At 52.6% G+C, this 20,016-nt stretch carries 21 protein-coding genes; 14 read left to right on the forward strand and 7 right to left on the reverse strand.

All coding sequences use genetic code 11. The features are described 5' to 3' along the window. The first annotated feature begins 25 nt into the window (after positions 1-25). Positions 26-919: a Gfo/Idh/MocA family oxidoreductase gene (locus PCO85_09670; protein WJV56048.1), complete on the forward strand. Its 894-nt coding sequence runs from the start codon at positions 26-28 to the stop codon at positions 917-919. Between the two features lie 221 nt (positions 920-1,140). After that, on the forward strand, positions 1,141-2,676 hold the full coding sequence (gene murJ, locus PCO85_09675) for a murein biosynthesis integral membrane protein MurJ (protein WJV55625.1): 1,536 nt from the start codon (positions 1,141-1,143) through the stop codon (positions 2,674-2,676). 145 nt (positions 2,677-2,821) lie between these two features. On the opposite strand, the gene argS is transcribed toward murJ, so the two are convergent. Continuing rightward, a complete protein-coding gene (gene argS, locus PCO85_09680; GenBank protein WJV55626.1) occupies positions 2,822-4,552 on the reverse strand; it encodes an arginine--tRNA ligase in 1,731 nt (576 codons plus the stop codon). Between the two features lie 190 nt (positions 4,553-4,742). On the opposite strand from argS, the gene PCO85_09685 reads away from it, so the two are divergent. From PCO85_09685 to PCO85_09695, 3 genes are all read left to right on the forward strand, one after another. Then, positions 4,743-5,327: a VOC family protein gene (locus tag PCO85_09685; protein WJV55627.1), complete on the forward strand. Its 585-nt coding sequence runs from the start codon at positions 4,743-4,745 to the stop codon at positions 5,325-5,327. Positions 5,328-5,516: 189 nt separating this feature from the next. After that, on the forward strand, positions 5,517-6,281 hold the full coding sequence (gene cutC / locus PCO85_09690) for a copper homeostasis protein CutC (protein WJV55628.1): 765 nt from the start codon (positions 5,517-5,519) through the stop codon (positions 6,279-6,281). Positions 6,282-6,507: 226 nt separating this feature from the next. Then, positions 6,508-6,768 (forward strand): hypothetical protein, encoded by a 261-nt coding sequence (locus tag PCO85_09695; GenBank protein WJV55629.1) that lies wholly within the window; start codon positions 6,508-6,510, stop codon positions 6,766-6,768. Positions 6,769-6,826: 58 nt separating this feature from the next. Here the strand turns inward: PCO85_09695 and cmoB are convergent, their stop codons facing one another. From cmoB to PCO85_09710, 3 genes are all read right to left on the reverse strand, one after another. Next, a complete protein-coding gene (gene cmoB, locus PCO85_09700; protein ID WJV55630.1) occupies positions 6,827-7,798 on the reverse strand; it encodes a tRNA 5-methoxyuridine(34)/uridine 5-oxyacetic acid(34) synthase CmoB in 972 nt (323 codons plus the stop codon). Then, positions 7,795-8,538, reverse strand: a complete 744-nt coding sequence (gene cmoA / locus PCO85_09705) for a carboxy-S-adenosyl-L-methionine synthase CmoA (GenBank protein WJV55631.1) — start codon at positions 8,536-8,538, stop codon at positions 7,795-7,797. The genes cmoB and cmoA overlap by 4 nt, the downstream gene beginning before the upstream one ends. A 109-nt stretch (positions 8,539-8,647) precedes the next feature. After that, positions 8,648-9,043 carry an MAPEG family protein gene (locus PCO85_09710; protein ID WJV55632.1) on the reverse strand — a complete coding sequence of 132 codons (396 nt, stop codon included), beginning with the start codon at positions 9,041-9,043 and terminating at the stop codon, positions 8,648-8,650. Positions 9,044-9,590: 547 nt separating this feature from the next. Between PCO85_09710 and yafN the strand changes: the two genes are divergently transcribed. Both yafN and PCO85_09720 read left to right on the forward strand, forming a co-directional pair. Then, positions 9,591-9,884: a type I toxin-antitoxin system antitoxin YafN gene (gene yafN, locus PCO85_09715; protein ID WJV55633.1), complete on the forward strand. Its 294-nt coding sequence runs from the start codon at positions 9,591-9,593 to the stop codon at positions 9,882-9,884. Beyond that, positions 9,881-10,285: a type II toxin-antitoxin system YafO family toxin gene (locus PCO85_09720; GenBank protein ID WJV55634.1), complete on the forward strand. Its 405-nt coding sequence runs from the start codon at positions 9,881-9,883 to the stop codon at positions 10,283-10,285. The genes yafN and PCO85_09720 overlap by 4 nt, the downstream gene beginning before the upstream one ends. Positions 10,286-10,432: 147 nt before the next feature. Here the strand turns inward: PCO85_09720 and PCO85_09725 are convergent, their stop codons facing one another. After that, on the reverse strand, positions 10,433-11,266 hold the full coding sequence (locus PCO85_09725; GenBank protein ID WJV55635.1) for a DUF72 domain-containing protein: 834 nt from the start codon (positions 11,264-11,266) through the stop codon (positions 10,433-10,435). A gap of 286 nt (positions 11,267-11,552) precedes the next feature. On the opposite strand from PCO85_09725, the gene aspS reads away from it, so the two are divergent. The 7 genes from aspS to ruvB all read left to right on the forward strand — a co-directional run bounded on the left by aspS (position 11,553) and on the right by ruvB (position 18,263). After that, positions 11,553-13,364, forward strand: a complete 1,812-nt coding sequence (aspS, locus tag PCO85_09730; protein ID WJV55636.1) for an aspartate--tRNA ligase — start codon at positions 11,553-11,555, stop codon at positions 13,362-13,364. Beyond that, positions 13,361-13,804, forward strand: coding sequence for a dihydroneopterin triphosphate diphosphatase (gene nudB, locus PCO85_09735; protein ID WJV55637.1), 444 nt, complete (start codon positions 13,361-13,363; stop codon positions 13,802-13,804). Before aspS ends, nudB begins: the two co-directional genes overlap by 4 nt. Before the next feature lie 23 nt (positions 13,805-13,827). Beyond that, entirely contained in the window at positions 13,828-14,571 is a 744-nt protein-coding gene (locus tag PCO85_09740) for a YebC/PmpR family DNA-binding transcriptional regulator (protein WJV55638.1), read from the forward strand. A 43-nt stretch (positions 14,572-14,614) separates the two neighbouring features. Further along, positions 14,615-15,136, forward strand: a complete 522-nt coding sequence (ruvC, locus tag PCO85_09745; GenBank protein ID WJV55639.1) for a crossover junction endodeoxyribonuclease RuvC — start codon at positions 14,615-14,617, stop codon at positions 15,134-15,136. Between the two features lie 269 nt (positions 15,137-15,405). Further along, the gene (locus tag PCO85_09750) at positions 15,406-16,455 is read left to right on the forward strand and encodes a HoxN/HupN/NixA family nickel/cobalt transporter (protein ID WJV55640.1); all 1,050 of its coding nucleotides are present in this window, start codon (positions 15,406-15,408) and stop codon (positions 16,453-16,455) included. Between the two features lie 178 nt (positions 16,456-16,633). Next, positions 16,634-17,251, forward strand: coding sequence for a Holliday junction branch migration protein RuvA (gene ruvA / locus PCO85_09755; GenBank protein ID WJV55641.1), 618 nt, complete (start codon positions 16,634-16,636; stop codon positions 17,249-17,251). A 7-nt stretch (positions 17,252-17,258) separates the two neighbouring features. Beyond that, positions 17,259-18,263: a Holliday junction branch migration DNA helicase RuvB gene (gene ruvB, locus PCO85_09760; GenBank protein ID WJV55642.1), complete on the forward strand. Its 1,005-nt coding sequence runs from the start codon at positions 17,259-17,261 to the stop codon at positions 18,261-18,263. Positions 18,264-18,431: 168 nt separating this feature from the next. Here ruvB and znuB read toward each other — a convergent pair whose 3' ends face one another. Next, positions 18,432-19,217, reverse strand: coding sequence for a zinc ABC transporter permease subunit ZnuB (znuB, locus tag PCO85_09765; protein ID WJV55643.1), 786 nt, complete (start codon positions 19,215-19,217; stop codon positions 18,432-18,434). Further along, entirely contained in the window at positions 19,214-19,972 is a 759-nt protein-coding gene (gene znuC / locus PCO85_09770) for a zinc ABC transporter ATP-binding protein ZnuC (GenBank protein WJV55644.1), read from the reverse strand. Before znuC ends, znuB begins: the two co-directional genes overlap by 4 nt. Positions 19,973-20,016: the final 44 nt, after the last annotated feature.

A 20,016-nucleotide genomic window follows, 5' to 3' on the forward strand; every position in this document is an offset into this window, starting at 1 on the left:
GGATATCACGCCATTGCGCATCGGCATGGTGGGATTGGGGGCGATTGCCCGCAAAGCCTATCTTCCTATTCTCAGTCAGGCGGAGCGCTGGGTACTGGCGGGAGCCTATTCGCCTAATCAACGCCGGGCGCAGCCGATCTGTCAATCGTATCGCATTCCCTGTTTTGCCAGTCTGGACGACTTGATGGATCAGTGTGATGCCGTCTTTGTTCACAGCAGCACCGCCAGCCATTATGCGATAGTGGAAACACTGTTGCTGGCCGGGCTGCACGTTTATGTGGATAAACCGCTGGCAGAAACACTGGGACAAGCGCAGGCGTTGGTGATGCTGGCGCAGCAGCAGCAACGGACGCTGATGGTTGGATTCAATCGTCGCTTTGCACCGTTGTATTTGCAACTCAAGCAGCATCTGGTGCAGCCGGATGCTATCCGTATGGAGAAACACCGTCTTGATGACATTGGTCCACAGGATGCCGCTTTCACGCTGCTGGATGATTATCTGCATGTGGTGGATACAGCACTGTGGCTGGCAGAAGGTGACGCTACGCTGTGCAACGGTATTATTCGCTGTAACCCACAAGGGCAACTGGTGTATGCCGAGCACCATTTTCAGGTTGGGACGTGTCAGATAACCACCAGCATGCATCGACAGGCGGGCAGTCAACGTGAAGCCATTCAGGCGGTGACGACCGGGGCGCTGTATCAGGTAGCAAATTTGTGCGAATGGCGACAGGAACGTGACGGATGCGTGCTGCAATCTCCGGCTCCTGCATGGCAAACTACGCTGGAACAGCGCGGTTTTGTTGGTGCCGTCAATCATTTCATTGATGCGGTCACTGAACAACAACCGGCACAAACATCGGGAGAGCAGGCGTTGCGTGCGCAGCGCATTATTGAATCACTGCTGGGAAAAAGCTGAAAAAACAGGCGGTCATGACATACGAGTGTAGCTATTGGCCACACAATGCGTAGACTAGGCGGCGCATTCAGTGATGAGTGTGAGAACCATGATCGGTTTCTCTTTGTCAACCCGAGGAACGCGGGAGAGATTACTGAACAGTAACGTATTGATTGGCAATGGCTCCCTGCCGGTGCGGGGATGACGGACACCCGATTTTCCCGGTATTCAGAAAAATTCAAATGAATCTACTTAAATCACTGGCTGCGGTCAGTTCTATGACGATGCTCTCGCGCCTGTTGGGTTTTGTGCGGGACGCGATCGTGGCACGAGTGTTTGGTGCCGGTATGGCAACCGACGCCTTTTTTGTGGCGTTTAAACTGCCGAATCTGTTGCGGCGCATTTTTGCTGAGGGGGCGTTTTCCCAGGCGTTTGTCCCGATTCTGGCCGAGTACAAGAGTCAGGAGGGCGAAGAGGCGACTCGCACCTTCCTCGCCTATATCGCCGGGATGTTGACGCTGGTGCTGGCCGTGGTGACGGCCGTGGGGATGCTGGCTGCCCCCTGGGTGATTATGGCCACCGCGCCCGGATTTGCCGCCACACCAGAGCGTTTCGCTCTGACCTCGACGCTGCTGCGTATTACTTTCCCCTATATTTTGCTGATTTCCCTCACGTCAATGGCCGGGTCGGTACTGAATACCTGGAACCGTTTTTCGGTACCGGCGTTTGCGCCGACACTGCTTAATGTCAGCATGATTGGCTTTGCTCTGTTTGCTACGCCGTATTTCCACCCACCGGTATTGGCGTTGGCGTGGGCGGTGCTGGTGGGCGGGTTCTTGCAACTGGGCTATCAACTGCCGCACTTGAAAAAAATCGGCATGTTGGTGCTGCCGCGCCTCAAGTGGTGCGATCCGAGTGTCTGGCGGGTTATGCGGCTGATGGGACCGGCGATTATCGGGGTGTCTGTTAGCCAGATTTCGTTGATCATCAACACGATTTTTGCTTCTTTCCTCAATCAGGGCGCGATTTCCTGGATGTATTACGCCGACCGCATGATGGAGTTTCCCTCTGGAGTGCTGGGCGTGGCGCTGGGGACGATTCTGCTGCCATCGTTGTCGAAAAGCGTTGCCAGCGGCAATCTGGAGGACTATTCGCGGCTGATGGACTGGGGGCTGCGGCTCTGTTTCCTGCTGGCGTTACCGAGCGCCGTGGCGCTGGGCATTCTGTCCAAGCCGTTGATTGTTTCATTATTCCAGTATGGTCGGTTCAACGCGTTTGACGCGGCGATGACGCAGCGTGCGTTGGTGGCTTATTCCGTTGGTCTGATGGGACTGATTTTGGTGAAGGTATTGGTGCCAGGATTTTACGCCCGGCAGGATATCAAGACGCCGGTAAAAATCGCCATTGTGACATTGATTTGTACCCAATTGATGAACCTGGTGTTTATCGGGCCGCTGCAACATGCGGGTCTGGCGTTGTCCATCGGTCTGGCGTCCTGTCTTAATGCCGGGTTGCTGTTCTGGCAATTGCGTAAACAGCAGATCTTTCAGCCACAAGCCGGTTGGCGGCCGTTTCTCATTAAGCTTGTGGTGGCCGTTGTCGTGATGTCGCTGGTACTGTTGGGGATTTGCGCATGGATGCCTGCCTGGGATATGGGTGGCATGATGTCACGTATTCTACGGCTGCTGCTGGTGGTCGTGGTCGGGGCGGGGAGTTATTTTGCGACGCTGGCGTTGCTGGGCTTCCGTCTGCGGGATTTTGCTCGGCATGGCATGTGAGCTGTTCCTGTCACTGTTGCCATTGATGCTGCACCGTCTTCCGTGAGGCGGAGAGCTATCATAATAACCTATTGATTCTCAAAGCAGGTTCCGCCGCCGGAGATGACAGTAAACCGTCATCTCCGGCGTTCTATTCAGATAGCGGTTACATCTTCTCGACAGTCTGGATACCCAGTGTGTCCAGCCCTTGCTTCAGCGTTTTGGCGGTTAACAGTGCCAGCTTCAGACGGCTCTGACGCTCGGCGTCGCTCTGTGCATTCAGTATCGGACAGTGTTCATAGAAACTGGAGAACAGGCAGGCCAGATCGTACAGGTAGCTACACATCACATGCGGCGTACCGTCGCGAGCCACGGTGGTAATGGTTTCTTCAAACTGCAACAACCGGGTTGCCAGCGCTTGTTCACGATCATCGTTCAGCACCACCGGTTGCGTCAGGTCGGCAGCTTCCACCCCGGCACGTTTGAAAATTGACGCCACGCGAGTGTAGGCATATTGCATATACGGCGCGGTATTCCCTTCAAACGCCAACATATTGTCCCAGTCGAACACATAATCAGTGGTGCGACTCTTGGACAGATCGGCATATTTGACTGCGCCAACAGAAACCACCTGCGCCAGTGTCGCCAGTTCGTTACTGTCCATATCCGGATTTTTATCGGCAATCAGTTTTAGCGCACGCTCATAGGCTTCATCCAGCAGATCCGACAGCTTGATGGTGCCGCCAGCACGAGTTTTGAACGGTTTGCCGTCTTTGCCCAGCATCATGCCAAACATATGATGTTCCAGGCTGACCGATTCCGGCACATAACCGGCTTTACGCACAATAGTCCAGGCCTGCATCAGATGTTGATGTTGGCGGGAATCGATGTAATACAGCACCCGGTCGGCACCCAGCGTTTCATAGCGGTATTTGGCGCAAGCGATGTCGGTGGTGGTGTAGAGATAGCCGCCATCCTTTTTCTGGATGATGACGCCCATCGGATCGCCATCCTTGTTTTTATACTCATCAAGGAACACGACGGTGGCGCCTTCACTTTCCACCGCTAACCCTTTGGCTTTCAAATCGGCCACGATATCCGGCAGCATATCGTTATACAGGCTTTCGCCCATCACGTCGTTTTGGGTCAACGTGACATTCAGTCGGTCATAATTGCGCTGGTTCTGGCTCATGGTGATATCCACCAGCCGACGCCACATGGTGCGGCAATATTCGTCACCGCCTTGTAATTTCACCACGTAGTTACGGGCCCGCTCGGCGAAGGCGGCATCTCCGTCATAATGCTTTTTCGCTTCGCGATAGAACACTTCCAGATCGGATAGTTCCATTTCGCCCGCATTTTCATTCTGCACTTTTTCCAGATAAGCGATCAGCATACCAAATTGAGTACCCCAGTCGCCGACATGGTTGGCACGAATCACGTGGTGGCCGAGAAACTCCTGAGTGCGTACTGCGGCATCGCCAATGATGGTGGATCGCAAGTGGCCGACGTGCATCTCTTTCGCCACATTCGGTGCTGAATAATCAATGACGATGGTCTGTGGTTCAACCGGCGTGACACCCAGTTTCGGAGCGGTTAACGCGGTTTCCAACTGGCTTGCTAACCATTGGCGATCGAGAAAAATATTGATAAAACCGGGACCGGCAATTTCCGTTTGGGTGGCAATACCATCCAGTGGTAATAACTGCACCACTTTTTCCGCCAACTGGCGTGGTGGCATGCCTAATTTTTTAGCGACGGCCATGACACCATTCGCCTGATAATCACCAAATTGCGCCTTGGCTGATGGGCGAACCTGTGCTTCGCTATCAGCGGGCGCGCCCGCAGCGATCAATGCCTGACGGACTTTTTCCGAAAGAAGAGCCTGAATATTCACCGGGTTACCTTAAATGACAAATCAAGTTGTTCTTATACCATATTCGGGTTTGTTCGTCAGCAGCACGACGCTGTAGACCCCCGCAAAACAAGGCGTGGATACCCGCGTGGAGTGGAGAAAATGATGGATGTTGATGAGCCTGATATGTACATTACGACGGGAAAATAGTGCCAACAAACATGAGGTCATAATGCGCGCACCATCCCATTCGTTGTTACCGCCTGAATTGCTGGACGATTTAGTGCGTTTTGAGCAGGCATTGCTGGCATTGGCGCAGCGGTTACAACTGGATCTATCGCACTTTCAGGCCGATCATATTGCCTTGCGCTGCCATCAGACTGCGACCGCCGAACGCTGGCGTGAGCAGTTGCTGGCCTGCGGCACGTTGCTGTCAGAGAACATCATCAATCACCGACCTATTTGCCTGTTTATTCTGGCGCAGCCGCTGGTCGTCGGGCCGTGGCGAATTGATTGTGTGGAACTGCCGTGGCCGGGCAACAAACGTTATCCGCATGAGGGCTGGGAGCATGTGGAACTGGTGTTGACGGGCGATCCGGCGACGCTGCATCAGCGGGCGCTGGCCTGTTTACCGGATGCGGCACTTACCACGCCAGGGATAAAACTGAAGTTCAGCGCGCCACAAGGCGAGCGTGAACGGTTACCCAATCCGACGCTGGCGGTTTCCGATGGCATCGTCACCCTTAAATTTCATCCATTTGATATCCGTGACGTTGTCACTAGTGAGCAGAGCGGCGCCAGCGGGCCGTCAGCCTAGCTGATTTACACCGGTATTATCTGAAATTGTGTGGCCGGTCATATTCTGTAGCGAATTAGCCCCTTCATTGTGACCTTTGTCTCTCCCGAGTTCTTCGTTGAGTGTCATAGTTAGTTGTTTCTCTAAGTAAAACGATTATTTCACAGCATCATTTGCTGTTTTTTCAGTAGATTGAATGGGGTGGTGGTGATGGCAAAACTAGAAGTATGCTGCTACAGCATTGACTGTGCGCTAACGGCGGAACAGTCGGGGGCTGATCGGATTGAGTTGTGTTCAGGGCTACGCGACGGTGGCTTGACGCCGAGTTATGGTGTGTTACGTCAGGCCCGAGAGCGGATTTCTATTCCCGTGCATCCAATGGTGCGTCCGCGTGGTGGCGATTTTTGCTACAGTGCGGCGGAATTTGCGTCCATACAATACGATATTGATCAAATCCGTGAAATGGGGTTTCCCGGCGTGGTCGTCGGTGTGCTGGATGAAGAAGGACATATTGATCTGCCGCGGATGAAAAAAATAATGTCGCGCTGCGATGGCATGGCCGTGACATTTCATCGGGCGTTCGATATGAGCCTGAACCCACGTCTGGCACTGGATCAACTGACCGACATGGGGGTCGCGCGCATTCTTACTTCCGGTCAGCAGCAAAGTGCAGAAAACGGGTTAATCTTATTAAGGGAACTTAATCAGGCCAGTCGGGGTCCAATCATTATGGCTGGTTCTGGTATTCGATTAACCAACCTGAACAAGTTTCGTCTATGCGGTATTCAGGAACTGCACAGCTCGGCGGGACAGTGGGTAGCGTCTCCGATGCGCTACCGTAAGGTTGGCGTAACGTTGTGTTCTGACGGTGATGCCGGTATGGATGAACTCCAACACTACTGTGTTGATGGCGATATGGTGGCTGCCATGAAAAGCGCCTTGAATCCGGATAAAGCGTCCTTACCGGTTTTATGATGATAAATCAAGCACCTGTACGAGTATTCGTCTACCGGTGTAGTGTTTCCCGCGCAGCATGACGTTTAGCGTCTGCTTGCGAGTACCAAGCCCCGGCATGTTGCCGGGGCTTTTTTTCGCCAATTGTCGGCGTGACGCTAATTTCCTGAACTGTTATACGTCTGCATTTTATATTTTATGGTGAGTGTTATGTTGCAGAATCAACTTATCAATAAGGAATCCTGTTATGCGTGGAATCGTTGTGCATCATGAGCATCGCATTGGTTTCATCGTTATCCGTGAGCTTGAGGGCGGGGTCATCGTCGCCCGTTTGAATGGCAACTATGTGGCTGAACGGGGAGATGCTATTTCCGGTGATCTGAATGTTACCGGCAATACAGTATTACTGAATGAAACCAACGGCCAGACGTTATCGGTTGAAATTCAGGATGGCATCGTGACCGAGAAAGACGCTATAGAACTGATTGTCAAAACGGTCAATCGTTAGCGGTATTTCGCGCCCGTTCTCAGAGGCTTCCGGCGGTCGCAATGACAGCCGGAAATTGTCAGGGTTTACGGGCAACAAATACTGCCCGCAGCGGGGCCGGGTAGCCTTCCACTGTGCGAGTCTGATCGGTTGGATCAAGGAAATCCGCCAGCGACTCGGTGATCATCCAGTCGGTACGGCGTTGCTCCTGGGGGGTTGTGACGCATTTATCCACCAGTCGCACATCTTCAAAACCGCATTTTTCCAGCCAGGCCATCAACGCGGTCGGCGACGGCAAAAAGTAGACGTTGCGCATCTGAGCGTAGCGTTCGCCCGGCATCAGGACACAGTGTTCATCACCTTCCACCACCAGCGTCTCCAGCACCAGTTCGCCACCGGAAACCAGTTGATTTTTCAACTGCCAGAGGTGATCGAGTGGTGAGCGGCGGTGATACAGCACCCCCATGGAAAATACGGTGTCAAACGCCGCCAGCGACGGGAGCTGTTCTATGCCGAGCGGCAGGACGTGGGCACGTTGATCATCCCCCAGTAGCTTGCGAACCGCTTCAAACTGACACAAAAATAATTGCATCGGATCGATACCGACGGCCAGTTTTGCGCCAGCGCCGACCATGCGCCACAGGTGATAACCACTACCACAGCCAACATCCAGAATCAGCCGATCCTGCAATGGACTGATGTGCGGCAGAACGCGATCCCACTTCCAGTCAGAGCGCCATTCGGTATCGATATTTACGCCATACAGGGAAAATGGACCTTTGCGCCACGGCATCAGGTTACGTAGCAGTTTTTCGATGCCTTCACGCTGGCCATCGCTTAGTTCGGGTTGCGTGGTGGCGGTAACACTGTGGATCAAATCCAGTGTGTCGGGTGTCAACATCGGCAGGTGATCGATGGTGTTAAACCACAGTTTGAACTTGCCGTGCAGCGATTCCTGCTGCCAACTGCTGATTTGCGCGGGCAGCGTGTTGAGCCAGTGACTCAGTGGGCTTTTGGCGATCAATTGGTAAAAATTGCCGAAATCAATCATCGACCGTTCTCCGCCTTTATCGCCAGCAGTGAGCCGAAGTTAAAACACTGAAACCAGACTTCACTGTGCTCAAAACCGGCTTGACGCAAACGTGATTTGTGCGTCTCTACCGAGTCCGTCAGCATGACGTTTTCCAGCATGTTGCGTTTCTGGCTGATTTCTAATTCGCTATAGCCATTGGCACGTTTGAAGTCGTGATGCATGTTGAACAGCAGTTCGCCTGTCTTTTCATCCTCAAAGCTGAATTTTTCCGATAGCACTAGCGCGCCGCCGGGTCTCAGCCCCTGATAGATACGCGTTAGCAACGGCAGGCGCGATTCAGGAGAAACAAACTGCAATGTGAAATTGAGTACCACCAGGGACGCATTTTCAATCACGGTGTCGAGAATATCGGCCTGGCGGATCTCTACCGGTGTTTCTGACCGGAATGCGTCGAGATGACGGCGGCAACGTTCCACCATCGCCGGTGAGTTATCGACGGCGATGATGGTACAGCCGGGAACATGAATATTACGCCGCATGGAGAGTGTCGCCGCGCCAAGCGAACAACCCAGATCGTAGATCTGACTGTCTGGCTGGACAAAACGCTCCGCCAACATACCGATCATGGAGATGATATTGGAATAGCCCGGCACGGAACGCTGAACCATATCCGGGAAGACTTCGGCAACGCGTTCATCAAAAGTCCAGTCGCCCAGATTGGCGACGGGAGCAGAAAAAAGTATATCGCGGTTTGACATAGCGGGAAAAACGCACAAATAAACAATAATAGTCGCGTATTCTAGCAGAAAGGGGCAGTAAAGCGGTATTGCGAAAGACGGCAAGGTGCGACCTTACCGTCGGGCGGGATTAACGAAGGGTTAGCACCAGTTCCCAGGGCAGATAGTAAAGATTGGCCATCACCATCAGTATCAGTGATAGATACGTAGCGAGCATGCCGTAACGACGCCAATTGATCTCGCGGTTACGCAAGCCGTAATAGTGACACAACCGACCAAGGATAAGCAGAATGCCACACAGATGGATCATGGCGGTAATCGCGCCATTCATCTCCATCAGTACCAGCAGAATGGAGGCGATAGGAATGTATTCTACCGCGTTGCCATGAACTCTGATCGCTGTTTGCAACTCATAAAAACCCCCATCGCCATAAGCCACACGATATTGCATCCGCAATTTGACTACATCAATCGATAACTTAATCAACAACAATGCGCCAAGCACTACATAAAGCGCGCTTACCATTTTCTACTCCCTTGCCTGACCAAAACGGCTGGCAGAATAATAACGTTTCTGCCACCTGACTGTCGCCTGAAAAGACTTGATTCTTTGTGTGAAATTCGTCTCTCAAAAATTCCCGTTATAAGAAAATGTACTAACAGTCTGGCAACAACGCAAAATCAGAACAGCGATGATTGCTGTGGCGACTGAGCAGGCAACATCGTACCGGGCGCGAGAGGCTTCATGACGGTAAGCATTCTCACCAACAGGTTGTCAATTCGACGACATCTATCCAGACACCTTTTAAACCCCGATAAGACGTGGTTTCACGCCTTCATTGGTCAAAACCGACGGAATCTGTATTAGTTCAGGCCTGAGATAATACACTTAGATTCAGTTTCAATTTTTTCCGCTGATTTATATTTTTATATAATTTATCAATTGAAATCATTGGCGTTGTTCTATGTTTAGTCGACGTTGATTGTCTTTGTGTATTTTATAAACAAAAAAATTGATGTATGTTCTTATGTACACTATTATGTGCTTAATAAAACATACTTTAAGGTGGTCTATGGAACGTATTCTTGCAGAAAAATCAATTAATATCACAGAGTTAAGAAAAAATCCGGCGAAATATTTTATTGATGAACCTGTTGCCGTTCTGTCCAATAACCGTCCCGCTGGCTACATGGTTAGTGCCAAGGTGTTTGAAGAGTTGATCGACTTGTTAGAAAAGAAACCGGGCTGGGTTCATACTGCTGCGCGTTTCAGGCCAACGGCTGAACGTTTAAGTGATATTGCGGATAACGGGCAGCAACTGCTGCAAAACGCCTCTGACAAGGATCTGACTGAGTTCACGGAATGAGTATCAGACTTTTCAAGTCAACGCTGATCCGTCAACAATTAAGCCAGCAAGAGCTTGATGATTTGGCGGCGGATTTTCTATCCTATAAAAAGGACGGCGTGTTGCCAGAGACCTTTGGTCGTGACGCACTCTATGATGATGACCACACCTATCCCCTGGTAAAAGAAGAGCGAGTGGCTCATCTCCACCTTGCCGGTGCGGATGCACCTTTTCCTACGTTTTTACGTCAGTTCAAACGAACCAGCGATCAGGCACATTTGGTTTACTGCCAAGGAGTGATGGATCCCGATGCCTACCTGCTGATTATTATTCTGAAACCCGAAGCGCATAAAATGGCACGCAACAATAATCTTATGCACAACATCGGGGTGATGGCCGAAACGTTCAGAATGAAATATTGAGTTGGTCAGAAAACACTCTGCCGACCAGGGCGGAAAAATCTATGGGCATGTTGATAGCTGAAGCGGAATATTAATTAATACTATCAATATGATAGTAGTCATGTATTGTTCCTGCTATCGAAAAAAACCGTTTTCGATACTAAAGCTTCAGAACAGCGATGACTGCTGTGGCCAGTCAGGACCAGGGGGTAATCCAGGGATGACGGCACTTAGCCGTGGCCACAACTGTTGCGCCAATGCCGGGGAATCGCCCACATCCGGTGTGTGGATAAACAAGTACGGTGTATGCCGCTGCCATTGGGCCAGCTTGTCAATCCACGGGGCAAACCAGCGCAAATTGTCCGTCAGATCTTCATTGCCGATAAAACGCACTAATGGCTGGTTGGCCGTCAGTACCACATGCAGCGGAACTTTCGGTTTTTTCCGCTGTGCCTCGCGCAGAGCCGCACTATCCGCCACCGCATGGTGTACCGGGCGGCTATCCAGGATAACCCGATTGATACCGCGCTGATGCAAGCCCTGATTAAGACGGCGTTCGTCGTCTCCTTTGGCAAAAAACAGAGGATGGCGGACTTCGACGCCATAGCTGAAACCGGAGGCGTCAGCGCTGAAACTCTGCGGCAGCGCGGCCATGAATTGCCATAGATCGTCCAGTCGATCCGGGCCAAACGTTGCCGGTAGCTGTAACCAGAGCTGGCCGATGCGGGCCGCTAACGGTTCAAGACAGTGGAAGAATTGCAATACCTCTTGCTGACAATGGCGCAGGCTGGCCTGATGACTGATGGTCGCGGGAAATTTAAAACAGAAACGGAAGTTATCGTGGGTCATGTCACGCCAGCGCAGTACAACATCCGATGATGGCAGGGCATAAAATGTGGTGTTGCCTTCCACGCAGTTAAAATAGCGCGCGTAGTCTGCCAAATCTCGTAATCCCAACCGTCCCCAGGCTGGATGTTGCCATTGTGGTAATCCGATATACATAGGTTAACCCTGATAAAATAACGTCAGCCCGGTAACAAATTCCTTTCATAATAACCTTCATTTTGTTAACCGATAACGCCAACAGTAAAAAAGAGTAGGCGGGACAACACGTAGACCGCTACCATCGTACTTATCGTTGGGGGGAATTTCCTTTATAATGTCCCCCTTTTTTCATCGGACAGTAATCCAGAAAAACTATGCCGTCCGGCAAAACAGACCGCTTTTCCCCATCAGCTATCTGAGTGGGGAAGGCGTGGTAGCAGCGGCTGAGTAAAAGGACATCGTAATGCGTACTGAATATTGTGGGCAGTTGAACTCGGCCCATATGGGCCAGGAAGTGACATTGTGTGGTTGGGTCAACCGTCGCCGTGATCTGGGTGGTTTGATTTTTATTGATATGCGCGACCGTGAAGGTCTGGTTCAGGTATTTTTCGACCCGGATCGTCAGGACGCCTTTAAGTTGGCTTCTGAACTGCGCAATGAATTCTGTATTCAACTTACTGGTTTGGTACGTGCCCGTCCGGACAGCCAGATTAATAAAGACATGGCTACCGGGGAAGTGGAAGTGCTGGCGACGACGCTGACCATTATCAACCGTGCCGAGCCGCTGCCGCTGGATTCCAATCAGGTCAATACCGAAGAAGCGCGACTGAAATATCGCTATCTGGACTTGCGTCGCCCGGAAATGGCGCAGCGTCTGAAAACCCGCGCCCGTATTACCAGTTTCGTGCGTCGCTTCATGGACGGCCACGGTTTCCTGGATATCGAAACGCCGATGCTGACCAAAGCCACACCGGAAGGCGCGCGTGACTATCTGGTGCCGAGCCGTGTCCACAAAGGCAAGTTTTATGCGCTGCCGCAGTCTCCGCAACTGTTCAAGCAGTTACTGATGATGTCCGGTTTTGACCGCTACTATCAGATAGTCAAATGTTTCCGCGACGAAGACCTGCGTGCCGACCGTCAGCCGGAATTCACCCAGATCGATGTGGAAACCTCATTTATGACCGCACCGCAGGTGCGTGAAGTGATGGAAAAACTGGCGCGTGAATTGTGGCTGGAAATCAAAGGCGTGGAACTGGGTGACTTCCCGGTGATGACGTTTGCTGAAGCCATGCGCCGTTTCGGTTCCGACAAACCGGACCTGCGTAACCCGCTGGAACTGGTGGATGTGGCTGATCTGCTGAAAGACGTTGAATTCAAAGTCTTCTCCGGCCCGGCTAACGATCCGAAAGGCCGTGTGGCCGCTATTCGCGTACCGGGCGGGGCGGGACTCAGCCGTAAGCAGATTGATGAGTATGCCAAATTTATTGAAATCTATGGCGCCCGAGGGCTGGCCTACATCAAAGTCAATGAGCGGGCCAAGGGGCTGGAGGGTATACAAAGCCCGGTGGCCAAGTTCCTGACCAATGACATCCTGAGCGCGCTGTTGGATCGCACGGCGGCGACGGATGGTGACATCCTGTTCTTTGGTGCCGACAGCGCCAGCATTGTCACCGACGCGCTGGGCGCACTACGTCTGAAACTGGGTCGCGACCTGAAACTGACCGATGAAAACAGCTGGCAACCGCTGTGGGTGATTGACTTCCCGATGTTTGAGGATGACGGTGAGGGTGGTCTGACGGCTATGCACCATCCGTTCACCGCGCCGCGTGACATGACGCCGGCAGCGCTGGAAGCCAACCCGGTGTCCGCCATTGCCAACGCCTATGACATGGTGTTGAACGGTTACGAAGTGGGTGGTGGTTCCGTGCGTATTCATAATGGTGCTATGCAACAGACGGTGTTCCGCATTTTGGGTATCAACGAGCAAGAACAGCGTGAGAAGTTCGGTTTTCTGCTGGATGCACTGAAATTCGGTACGCCGCCGCACGCCGGTCTGGCTTTTGGCCTGGATCGTCTGGTGATGCTGCTGACCGGCACCGATAATATCCGTGATGTGATTGCCTTCCCGAAAACCACGGCGGCGGCTTGTCTGATGACGGAAGCGCCGAGCTTTGCCAATTCGACGGCACTGGAAGAGCTTTCCATTGCGGTGGTGGGTAAAGGGAAATCCGCACAGGATGCGAAGGACGCAGAGAAAAACAGAGAGCAGCTATGACATACAAGCGACCCGTTTCAGTGCTGGTAGTGATTTACGCTGCTGATACCGGACGGGTGCTGATGCTTCAACGACGCGACGATCCTGATTTCTGGCAGTCGGTGACCGGCAGCCTGGAAGAAGGTGAAAGTGCGTGGTTTGCCGCACAACGTGAAGTTAAGGAAGAGGTTAACATTGATATCGCCGCAGAGTCGCTATCGTTGATCGATTGCCAACGCTGTGTGGAATTTGAGATATTTGCTTATCTGAGACATCGCTATGCCCCGGGGGTGACGCACAATACAGAATCCTGGTTCTGTCTGGCGTTGCCCAAAGAGCGTGAGGTGGAGCTAACCGAACATCTGGCTTACCAGTGGCTTGATGCCCCCAGTGCCGCGCAGCTCACCAAGTCGTGGAGCAACCGGCAGGCGATTGAAGAATTTGTTATTTATCCGGCCTGAACAGGCTTTTTTCGGAGATTTTTATGGCAGGTCATAGTAAGTGGGCCAACACCAAGCATCGTAAAGCAGCACAGGATTCCAAACGCGGTAAGATTTTCACCAAAATTATCCGTGAACTGGTCACCGCCGCCAGACTGGGCGGGGGTGATCCCGGTGCCAACCCGCGTCTGCGTGCCGCTGTCGACAAAGCGCTGTCCAATAATATGACACGCGATACCCTGAACCGCGCTATTGCCCGTGGTGTAGGGGGCGATGATGATGCCAATATGGAAACTATCATTTATGAAGGTTACGGCCCCGGCGGCACTGCCGTGATGGTGGAGTGTTTGAGCGACAACCGTAATCGTACGGTTTCCGAAGTTCGCCACGCCTTTAGCAAAAGCGGCGGCAACCTGGGAACGGATGGCTCGGTTGCCTATCTGTTCACCAAGAAGGGCGTCATTTCCTATGCGCCGGGTCTGGATGAAGATACGGTGATGGATGCGGCGCTGGAAGCGGGTGCTGACGATATCGTGACGTATGATGATGGCGCTATTGACGTCTTCACACCGTGGGAAACATTCGGTCAGGTGAAAGATGCGCTGGATGCGGCTGGTCTGGTGGCAGAATCCGCCGAGGTATCAATGGTCGCGTCCACCAGCGCGGATATGGATGCAGAAACCGCACCGAAACTGATGCGCTTGATCGATATGCTGGAAGACTGCGACGACGTGCAGGAGGTTTACCACAACGGTGAGATCTCCGACGAGGTGGCGGCATTGCTGTGATGGCATTGCCACATGGCATCAATCAGTGGCCGGGGAGTAACTGATGACAATTATTCTGGGCATCGACCCCGGTTCCCGTGTCACCGGTTACGGTATCGTCCAGCAACGGGGCAGGCAGCTCAGTTATATCGGTAGCGGTTGCATCCGCACTGTGGTGGACGATCTCCCCAGCCGTCTGAAGCTGATCTTTGCCGGCGTCAGTGAGATCATTACCCAGTTTCATCCCGACTGTCTGGCGATAGAGCAGGTGTTTATGGCCAAGAATGCGGACTCGGCGCTTAAACTGGGACAGGCGCGCGGCGCGGCTATTGTGGCGGGCGTAAATCAGGATCTGCCGGTGTTCGAGTATGCGGCGCGTCAGGTAAAACAGACCGTAGTCGGTACCGGTGCCGCCGACAAAAAGCAGGTGCAGCACATGGTACGCGTGTTGTTGAAGTTACCCGCCAGCCCGCAATCGGACGCGGCCGACGCGCTGGCCATTGCCATCACGCACTGTCATTTCAGCCAGAACCTTACTCGTATCAGTGTCGATAAGCTTACGATGGCCCGCGGACGTCTTCGTTGATTGGCGTGTGATATTTTACTGCCTTTCCTGACCGAAGCGCTGTTTTTACCAGGAAAGGCAGCCCACCCCTTGTTCTGATGCCGCTTTCCGTTATCCGGTTCAACTCTCGCCGTTGAGCAACGCCATCTTCGCCTTTGGGCAAACACATCCGTCATAATTAGCCTTCCTTTGATCTGTGATAACACAGTGATGTATGAACAATTTATAAAATCTCATACTCGCAATGAACCCGACGGTGATCGCCCGCCGGACTGACAAAAGGTTTTCACATGCTGTCTTCGCTTTTCAGGGACAATCCACGCTCGATGGTGATGTTGGGCGGTCTGGTGATGGTTAACGCGTTGGTATGGCTGCTGGCATGGCGTCTGTTTCATGAACATGGTGCCTTGATGGCGACCAGTTTGCTGGCCTGGTGCTTCGGACTGCGCCATGCGGTGGATGCGGACCATATCGCCGCCATCGATAATGTCACCCGGAAAATGATGCAAGAGGGGAAACGGCCACTGAGTGTCGGGACCTGGTTTTCGCTGGGACATTCCACCATCGTTATTCTGGCGTCACTGGCGCTGGCCGCCACCGCGACGGCGCTGCGGGATGATATGGCCTGGTTTCATGAAGTGGGGGGCGTCATCGGCACGCTGGTTTCAGCCGGGTTCCTGTTGTTGATGGCATTGGTGAATCTGGTGATTCTGCGCGATGTCTGGAAACGTTTTCAACAATTCAAACAAGGGATGGGCGAGGCGCCTGATCAGATGGACGATATTCCCGCGTCAGGGGTGATGGGCTGGATTTTCCGTTCAACATTCCGTCTGGTGCGCAAAAGCTGGCACATGTATCTGGTTGGTCTGCTGTTCGGACTGGGATTTGATACGGCTACCGAAATTGGCGTATTAGGTATCTCGGCGGCCGGCGCTTCACAGGGCATGTCAATCTGGTCGATCATGATTTTTCCGGCGTTGTTTACCTGCGGCATGGCACTGGTGGATACACTGGATAATGTGGTGATGGTCGGCGCTTATGGCTGGGCGTTCAGTAAACCGCAGCGCAAACTCTACTACAATATGACCATTACGGCGACGTCGGTAGTGGTGGCGGTTTTTATCGGCGGTATGGAAGCGCTGGGACTACTGGCGGACAAACTTGACCTGCATGCCGGGCTGTGGGGCGTGGTTGAGGCCTTCAATGCGCAACTCGGCAACGCCGGATTCTATGTCGTGGCGCTGTTTGTCGCCTGCTGGGTGATCTCGCTGTGCAACTACCGCTGGAAAAATTACGACGCCCTGCATAACCCGACAGCAGAACCCAGCCGTCAGGGGTGATGAACCGCGATTCTTCACTGATATCTCCGGTATTTTATGGTGGTCATACCGATGCCGGAGACTTTCCTTTTATTCTCAATAATATCTGGATATGCATCCAGCTTTTTTGTATCAGATATTTTTTTGTGTTATAAGCTATACGCCTTGTTCCAGGTTAGTCCCATAAGGAAAACAACACGTGATAGGTCGTATCAGAGGCATCGTTCTGGAGAAACAACCACCGCAGGTATTGATTGAAGCCAACGGTGTGGGCTATGAAGTCCATATGCCGATGACCTGTTTTTACGAACTGCCAGATCTTGGCCAGGAAGCGGTGATCTTCACCCATTTTGTGGTGCGGGAAGATGCGCAACTGCTGTTTGGGTTCAATAACAAGCAGGAGCGTTCACTGTTCCGCGAGCTGATCAAAGTTAACGGTGTGGGGCCGAAACTGGCACTGGCGATTTTGTCCGGCATGTCGGCGCAGCAGTTTGTCAGCGCGGTGGAGCGTCAGGAAATTGGCGTCCTGATCAAACTGCCGGGCGTAGGCAAGAAAACCGCAGAGCGGCTGGTGGTGGAAATGAAAGACCGCTTCAAGGGGCTGAATGGTGATCTGTTTAATTCACCGGGTAACATGGCCTTGCCACCGTCAACGCCCGTGGGCGAACCGGTGGTGGATCCACTGGCAGAAGCGGAAGCCGCGCTGGTATCACTGGGCTATAAACCGCAGGAAGCCAGCCGTATGATAAGCAAGGTATCCCGCCCGGATTCTACCTGCGAAACCCTGATCAGGGACGCATTACGCGCGGTACTGTGAGGTATTCATGATTGAAGCTGATCGTTTGATTGCGCCGATTGTTGTTGAAGAGGAAGAGATCTTCGACCGGGCTATCCGGCCTAAACTGTTGTCGGAGTACGTCGGACAGCCGAAAGTCCGTGAGCAGATGGATATATTTATTCAGGCGGCGCGCAAGCGTGGTGACGCGTTGGATCATCTGCTGATTTTCGGTCCGCCGGGGCTGGGTAAAACCACACTGGCCAATATTGTCGCGAACGAAATGGGTGTCAATTTGCGTACCACATCCGGCCCGGTGCTGGAGAAAGCGGGTGATCTGGCGGCATTACTGACCAATCTTGAACCCCACGACGTGCTGTTTATTGATGAAATTCACCGTCTATCGCCAGTAGTAGAAGAAGTGCTTTATCCGGCTATGGAAGATTATCAGTTGGATATCATGATTGGCGAAGGACCGGCGGCGCGCTCCATTAAACTGGATTTACCTCCGTTTACGCTAATTGGTGCGACCACTCGTGCCGGGTCGCTGACCTCTCCGTTGCGTGACCGTTTCGGGATCGTGCAGCGTCTGGAGTTTTATCAGGTCGCGGACTTGCAGCATATTGTCAGCCGTAGCGCACTGTGTCTGGGGCTGGAGATGACGGAAGATGGCGCACTGGAATTAGCCCGTCGTTCCCGCGGTACGCCACGCATCGCCAACCGGCTGTTGCGCCGGGTACGTGACTTTTCTGAAGTGAAATCGGATGGCACGATTACGCTGGACGTGGCCGTTCAGGCGATGGATATGCTGGCGGTAGATATTGAAGGATTTGATTTTATGGACCGCAAGCTGCTGTTGGCCGTGATCGATAAATTTATGGGTGGACCGGTAGGGTTGGATAACCTGGCAGCGGCCATCGGTGAAGAGCGTGAAACCATTGAAGATGTGCTGGAGCCTTACCTGATTCAGCAAGGATTTTTGCAACGGACACCGCGTGGGCGTATCGCCACTCAGCACGCTTATCGTCATTTTGGCCTGACTCGCGAGGAGTAATTGCCTCGCCACCGGTCTTGATTGGCTATCCGTACTATCTGTTATTTGTGCATGCTGTTATTCGTGCATGTTGTTTGAATATGTTATTCGGACTAGCGCCGCATTCCGTCACCGTAGTTATCCTCGTCGAAACGAGGATCTATTCATTGTTGATGCAGACAGGTTGCGTTACGCGGCCTGCTTCTTTAGCAGACTCAGCATAAACAGCAGCGATGCGCACAACACAACCGACGGGCCGGCCGGTGTATTAAGATCGGCAGAAACCGCCAGTCCACCCGTTACCGCCAGAATCCCGATAATTACCGCTACTCCGGCCATTTGTTCCGGCGTGCGGGCAAAGCGACGGGCAGTGGCGGCAGGAATGATCAACAGCGAAGTAATAATCAGCGCCCCAACAAATTTCATCGCCAACCCAATGGTTAATGCGGTTATCAACATCAATAACAGTTTGGTACGTTGCAGATGGATACCATCGACATGGGCCAGTTCCGGGCTGATGGTCATGGATAACAGCGCTCGCCATTGCCAGCACAGAACTATGACCACCAGCACAATACCGGGGCCAATCAGCAGTAAATCGCTAGTGGTAACGGAAAGCAGGTCACCAAACAGATAGGCCATCAGATCCACGCGAACATTATTCATCAGGCTGACCACCACCAACCCCAGCGACAGCGCACTGTGGGCCATAATGCCCAACAAGGTATCAATCGCCAGATTAGGACGTTGTTCCAACCAGACCAACCCCAGCGACAATACCAGTGTGACAGCGAGCACCGCATAAAATGGACTCACATCCAGCAGCAGACCCAGTGCGACGCCCAATAATGACGCGTGTGCCAGCGTATCGCCAAAATAGGACATTCGACGCCAGACAACGAACGACCCCAGCGGGCCTGCCGCTATGGACAGAAAAACCCCCGCCAGCCAACCAGGAAACAACAGCTCAATCATTTGTCGTTCCCATCCTGTTTTTTCAAAATAACGCGTCCATTCAAGTCATGCCGGTGGTTATGGTGGTGACGGTAGATAGCCAGTTGTTCCGCGCCGCGATGACCGAACATCGCCAGAAATTCCGGATGCAGGGAAACCACTTCAGGCGTTCCAGAACAACAGATATGTTGATTAAGGCACAGCACTTCATCGGTCTTGGCCATAACCAGATGTAAATCGTGAGAAACCATCAGTACGCCGCAGTTAAGCTCTTGTCGCAACTGGTTGATCAGTTCATACAGTGCCAATTGACCATTGACGTCGACACCCTGGGTGGGTTCGTCCAGCACCAATAACTGTGGATTGGCGAGAATGGCGCGGGCCAGCAGGACACGCTGGTTTTCCCCGCCAGAGAGTTTTTGCATTGGTTGGTTCAGCAGATGTCCGGCCTGGACGCGTTTAAGCGCCGGCATAATCTCTTGCTTTTTTATGCCGGGGCGCAGCTGCATAAAACGGCTGACGGTCAACGGTAGTGTGGCGTCCAGATGCAATTTTTGCGGCACGTAACCGATACGCAGATTCGGGACACGCTGAATATTGCCATTATCGGGAGAGAGTAAACCCAGAACCACCCGCACCAGTGTCGATTTTCCGGCACCGTTCGGACCGATCAGGGTTAAAATCCGCCCTGCCTGAAGGGTGAGGGAAATATCGGTCAACACGCGCCGATTGCCAAATTGCACAGAAATATTATCAAGTGTGACCAGAGTAGACATATAACTCAGTTTGAAAGTAATTAATGATGTTATAATATAACAAA

The sequence above is a fragment of the Prodigiosinella aquatilis genome, from assembly GCA_030388725.1.
Lineage (GTDB): Bacteria > Pseudomonadota > Gammaproteobacteria > Enterobacterales > Enterobacteriaceae > Prodigiosinella > Prodigiosinella aquatilis.

Bases quoted from the DNA above. Each gene is read 5' to 3' on its own strand.
- PCO85_09670 (WJV56048.1), top strand. From the start codon at position 26: ATGGTGGGATTGGGGGCGATTGCCCGCAAAGCCTATCTTCCTATTCTC.
- murJ (WJV55625.1), top strand. From the start codon at position 1,141: ATGAATCTACTTAAATCACTGGCTGCGGTCAGTTCTATGACGATGCTC.
- PCO85_09685 (WJV55627.1), top strand. From the start codon at position 4,743: ATGCGCGCACCATCCCATTCGTTGTTACCGCCTGAATTGCTGGACGAT.
- cutC (WJV55628.1), top strand. From the start codon at position 5,517: ATGGCAAAACTAGAAGTATGCTGCTACAGCATTGACTGTGCGCTAACG.
- PCO85_09695 (WJV55629.1), top strand. From the start codon at position 6,508: ATGCGTGGAATCGTTGTGCATCATGAGCATCGCATTGGTTTCATCGTT.
- cmoB (WJV55630.1), bottom strand. From the start codon at position 7,798: ATGATTGATTTCGGCAATTTTTACCAATTGATCGCCAAAAGCCCACTG.
- cmoA (WJV55631.1), bottom strand. From the start codon at position 8,538: ATGTCAAACCGCGATATACTTTTTTCTGCTCCCGTCGCCAATCTGGGC.
- PCO85_09710 (WJV55632.1), bottom strand. From the start codon at position 9,043: ATGGTAAGCGCGCTTTATGTAGTGCTTGGCGCATTGTTGTTGATTAAG.
- yafN (WJV55633.1), top strand. From the start codon at position 9,591: ATGGAACGTATTCTTGCAGAAAAATCAATTAATATCACAGAGTTAAGA.
- PCO85_09720 (WJV55634.1), top strand. From the start codon at position 9,881: ATGAGTATCAGACTTTTCAAGTCAACGCTGATCCGTCAACAATTAAGC.
- PCO85_09725 (WJV55635.1), bottom strand. From the start codon at position 11,266: ATGTATATCGGATTACCACAATGGCAACATCCAGCCTGGGGACGGTTG.
- aspS (WJV55636.1), top strand. From the start codon at position 11,553: ATGCGTACTGAATATTGTGGGCAGTTGAACTCGGCCCATATGGGCCAG.
- nudB (WJV55637.1), top strand. From the start codon at position 13,361: ATGACATACAAGCGACCCGTTTCAGTGCTGGTAGTGATTTACGCTGCT.
- PCO85_09740 (WJV55638.1), top strand. From the start codon at position 13,828: ATGGCAGGTCATAGTAAGTGGGCCAACACCAAGCATCGTAAAGCAGCA.
- ruvC (WJV55639.1), top strand. From the start codon at position 14,615: ATGACAATTATTCTGGGCATCGACCCCGGTTCCCGTGTCACCGGTTAC.
- PCO85_09750 (WJV55640.1), top strand. From the start codon at position 15,406: ATGCTGTCTTCGCTTTTCAGGGACAATCCACGCTCGATGGTGATGTTG.
- ruvB (WJV55642.1), top strand. From the start codon at position 17,259: ATGATTGAAGCTGATCGTTTGATTGCGCCGATTGTTGTTGAAGAGGAA.
- znuB (WJV55643.1), bottom strand. From the start codon at position 19,217: ATGATTGAGCTGTTGTTTCCTGGTTGGCTGGCGGGGGTTTTTCTGTCC.
- znuC (WJV55644.1), bottom strand. From the start codon at position 19,972: ATGTCTACTCTGGTCACACTTGATAATATTTCTGTGCAATTTGGCAAT.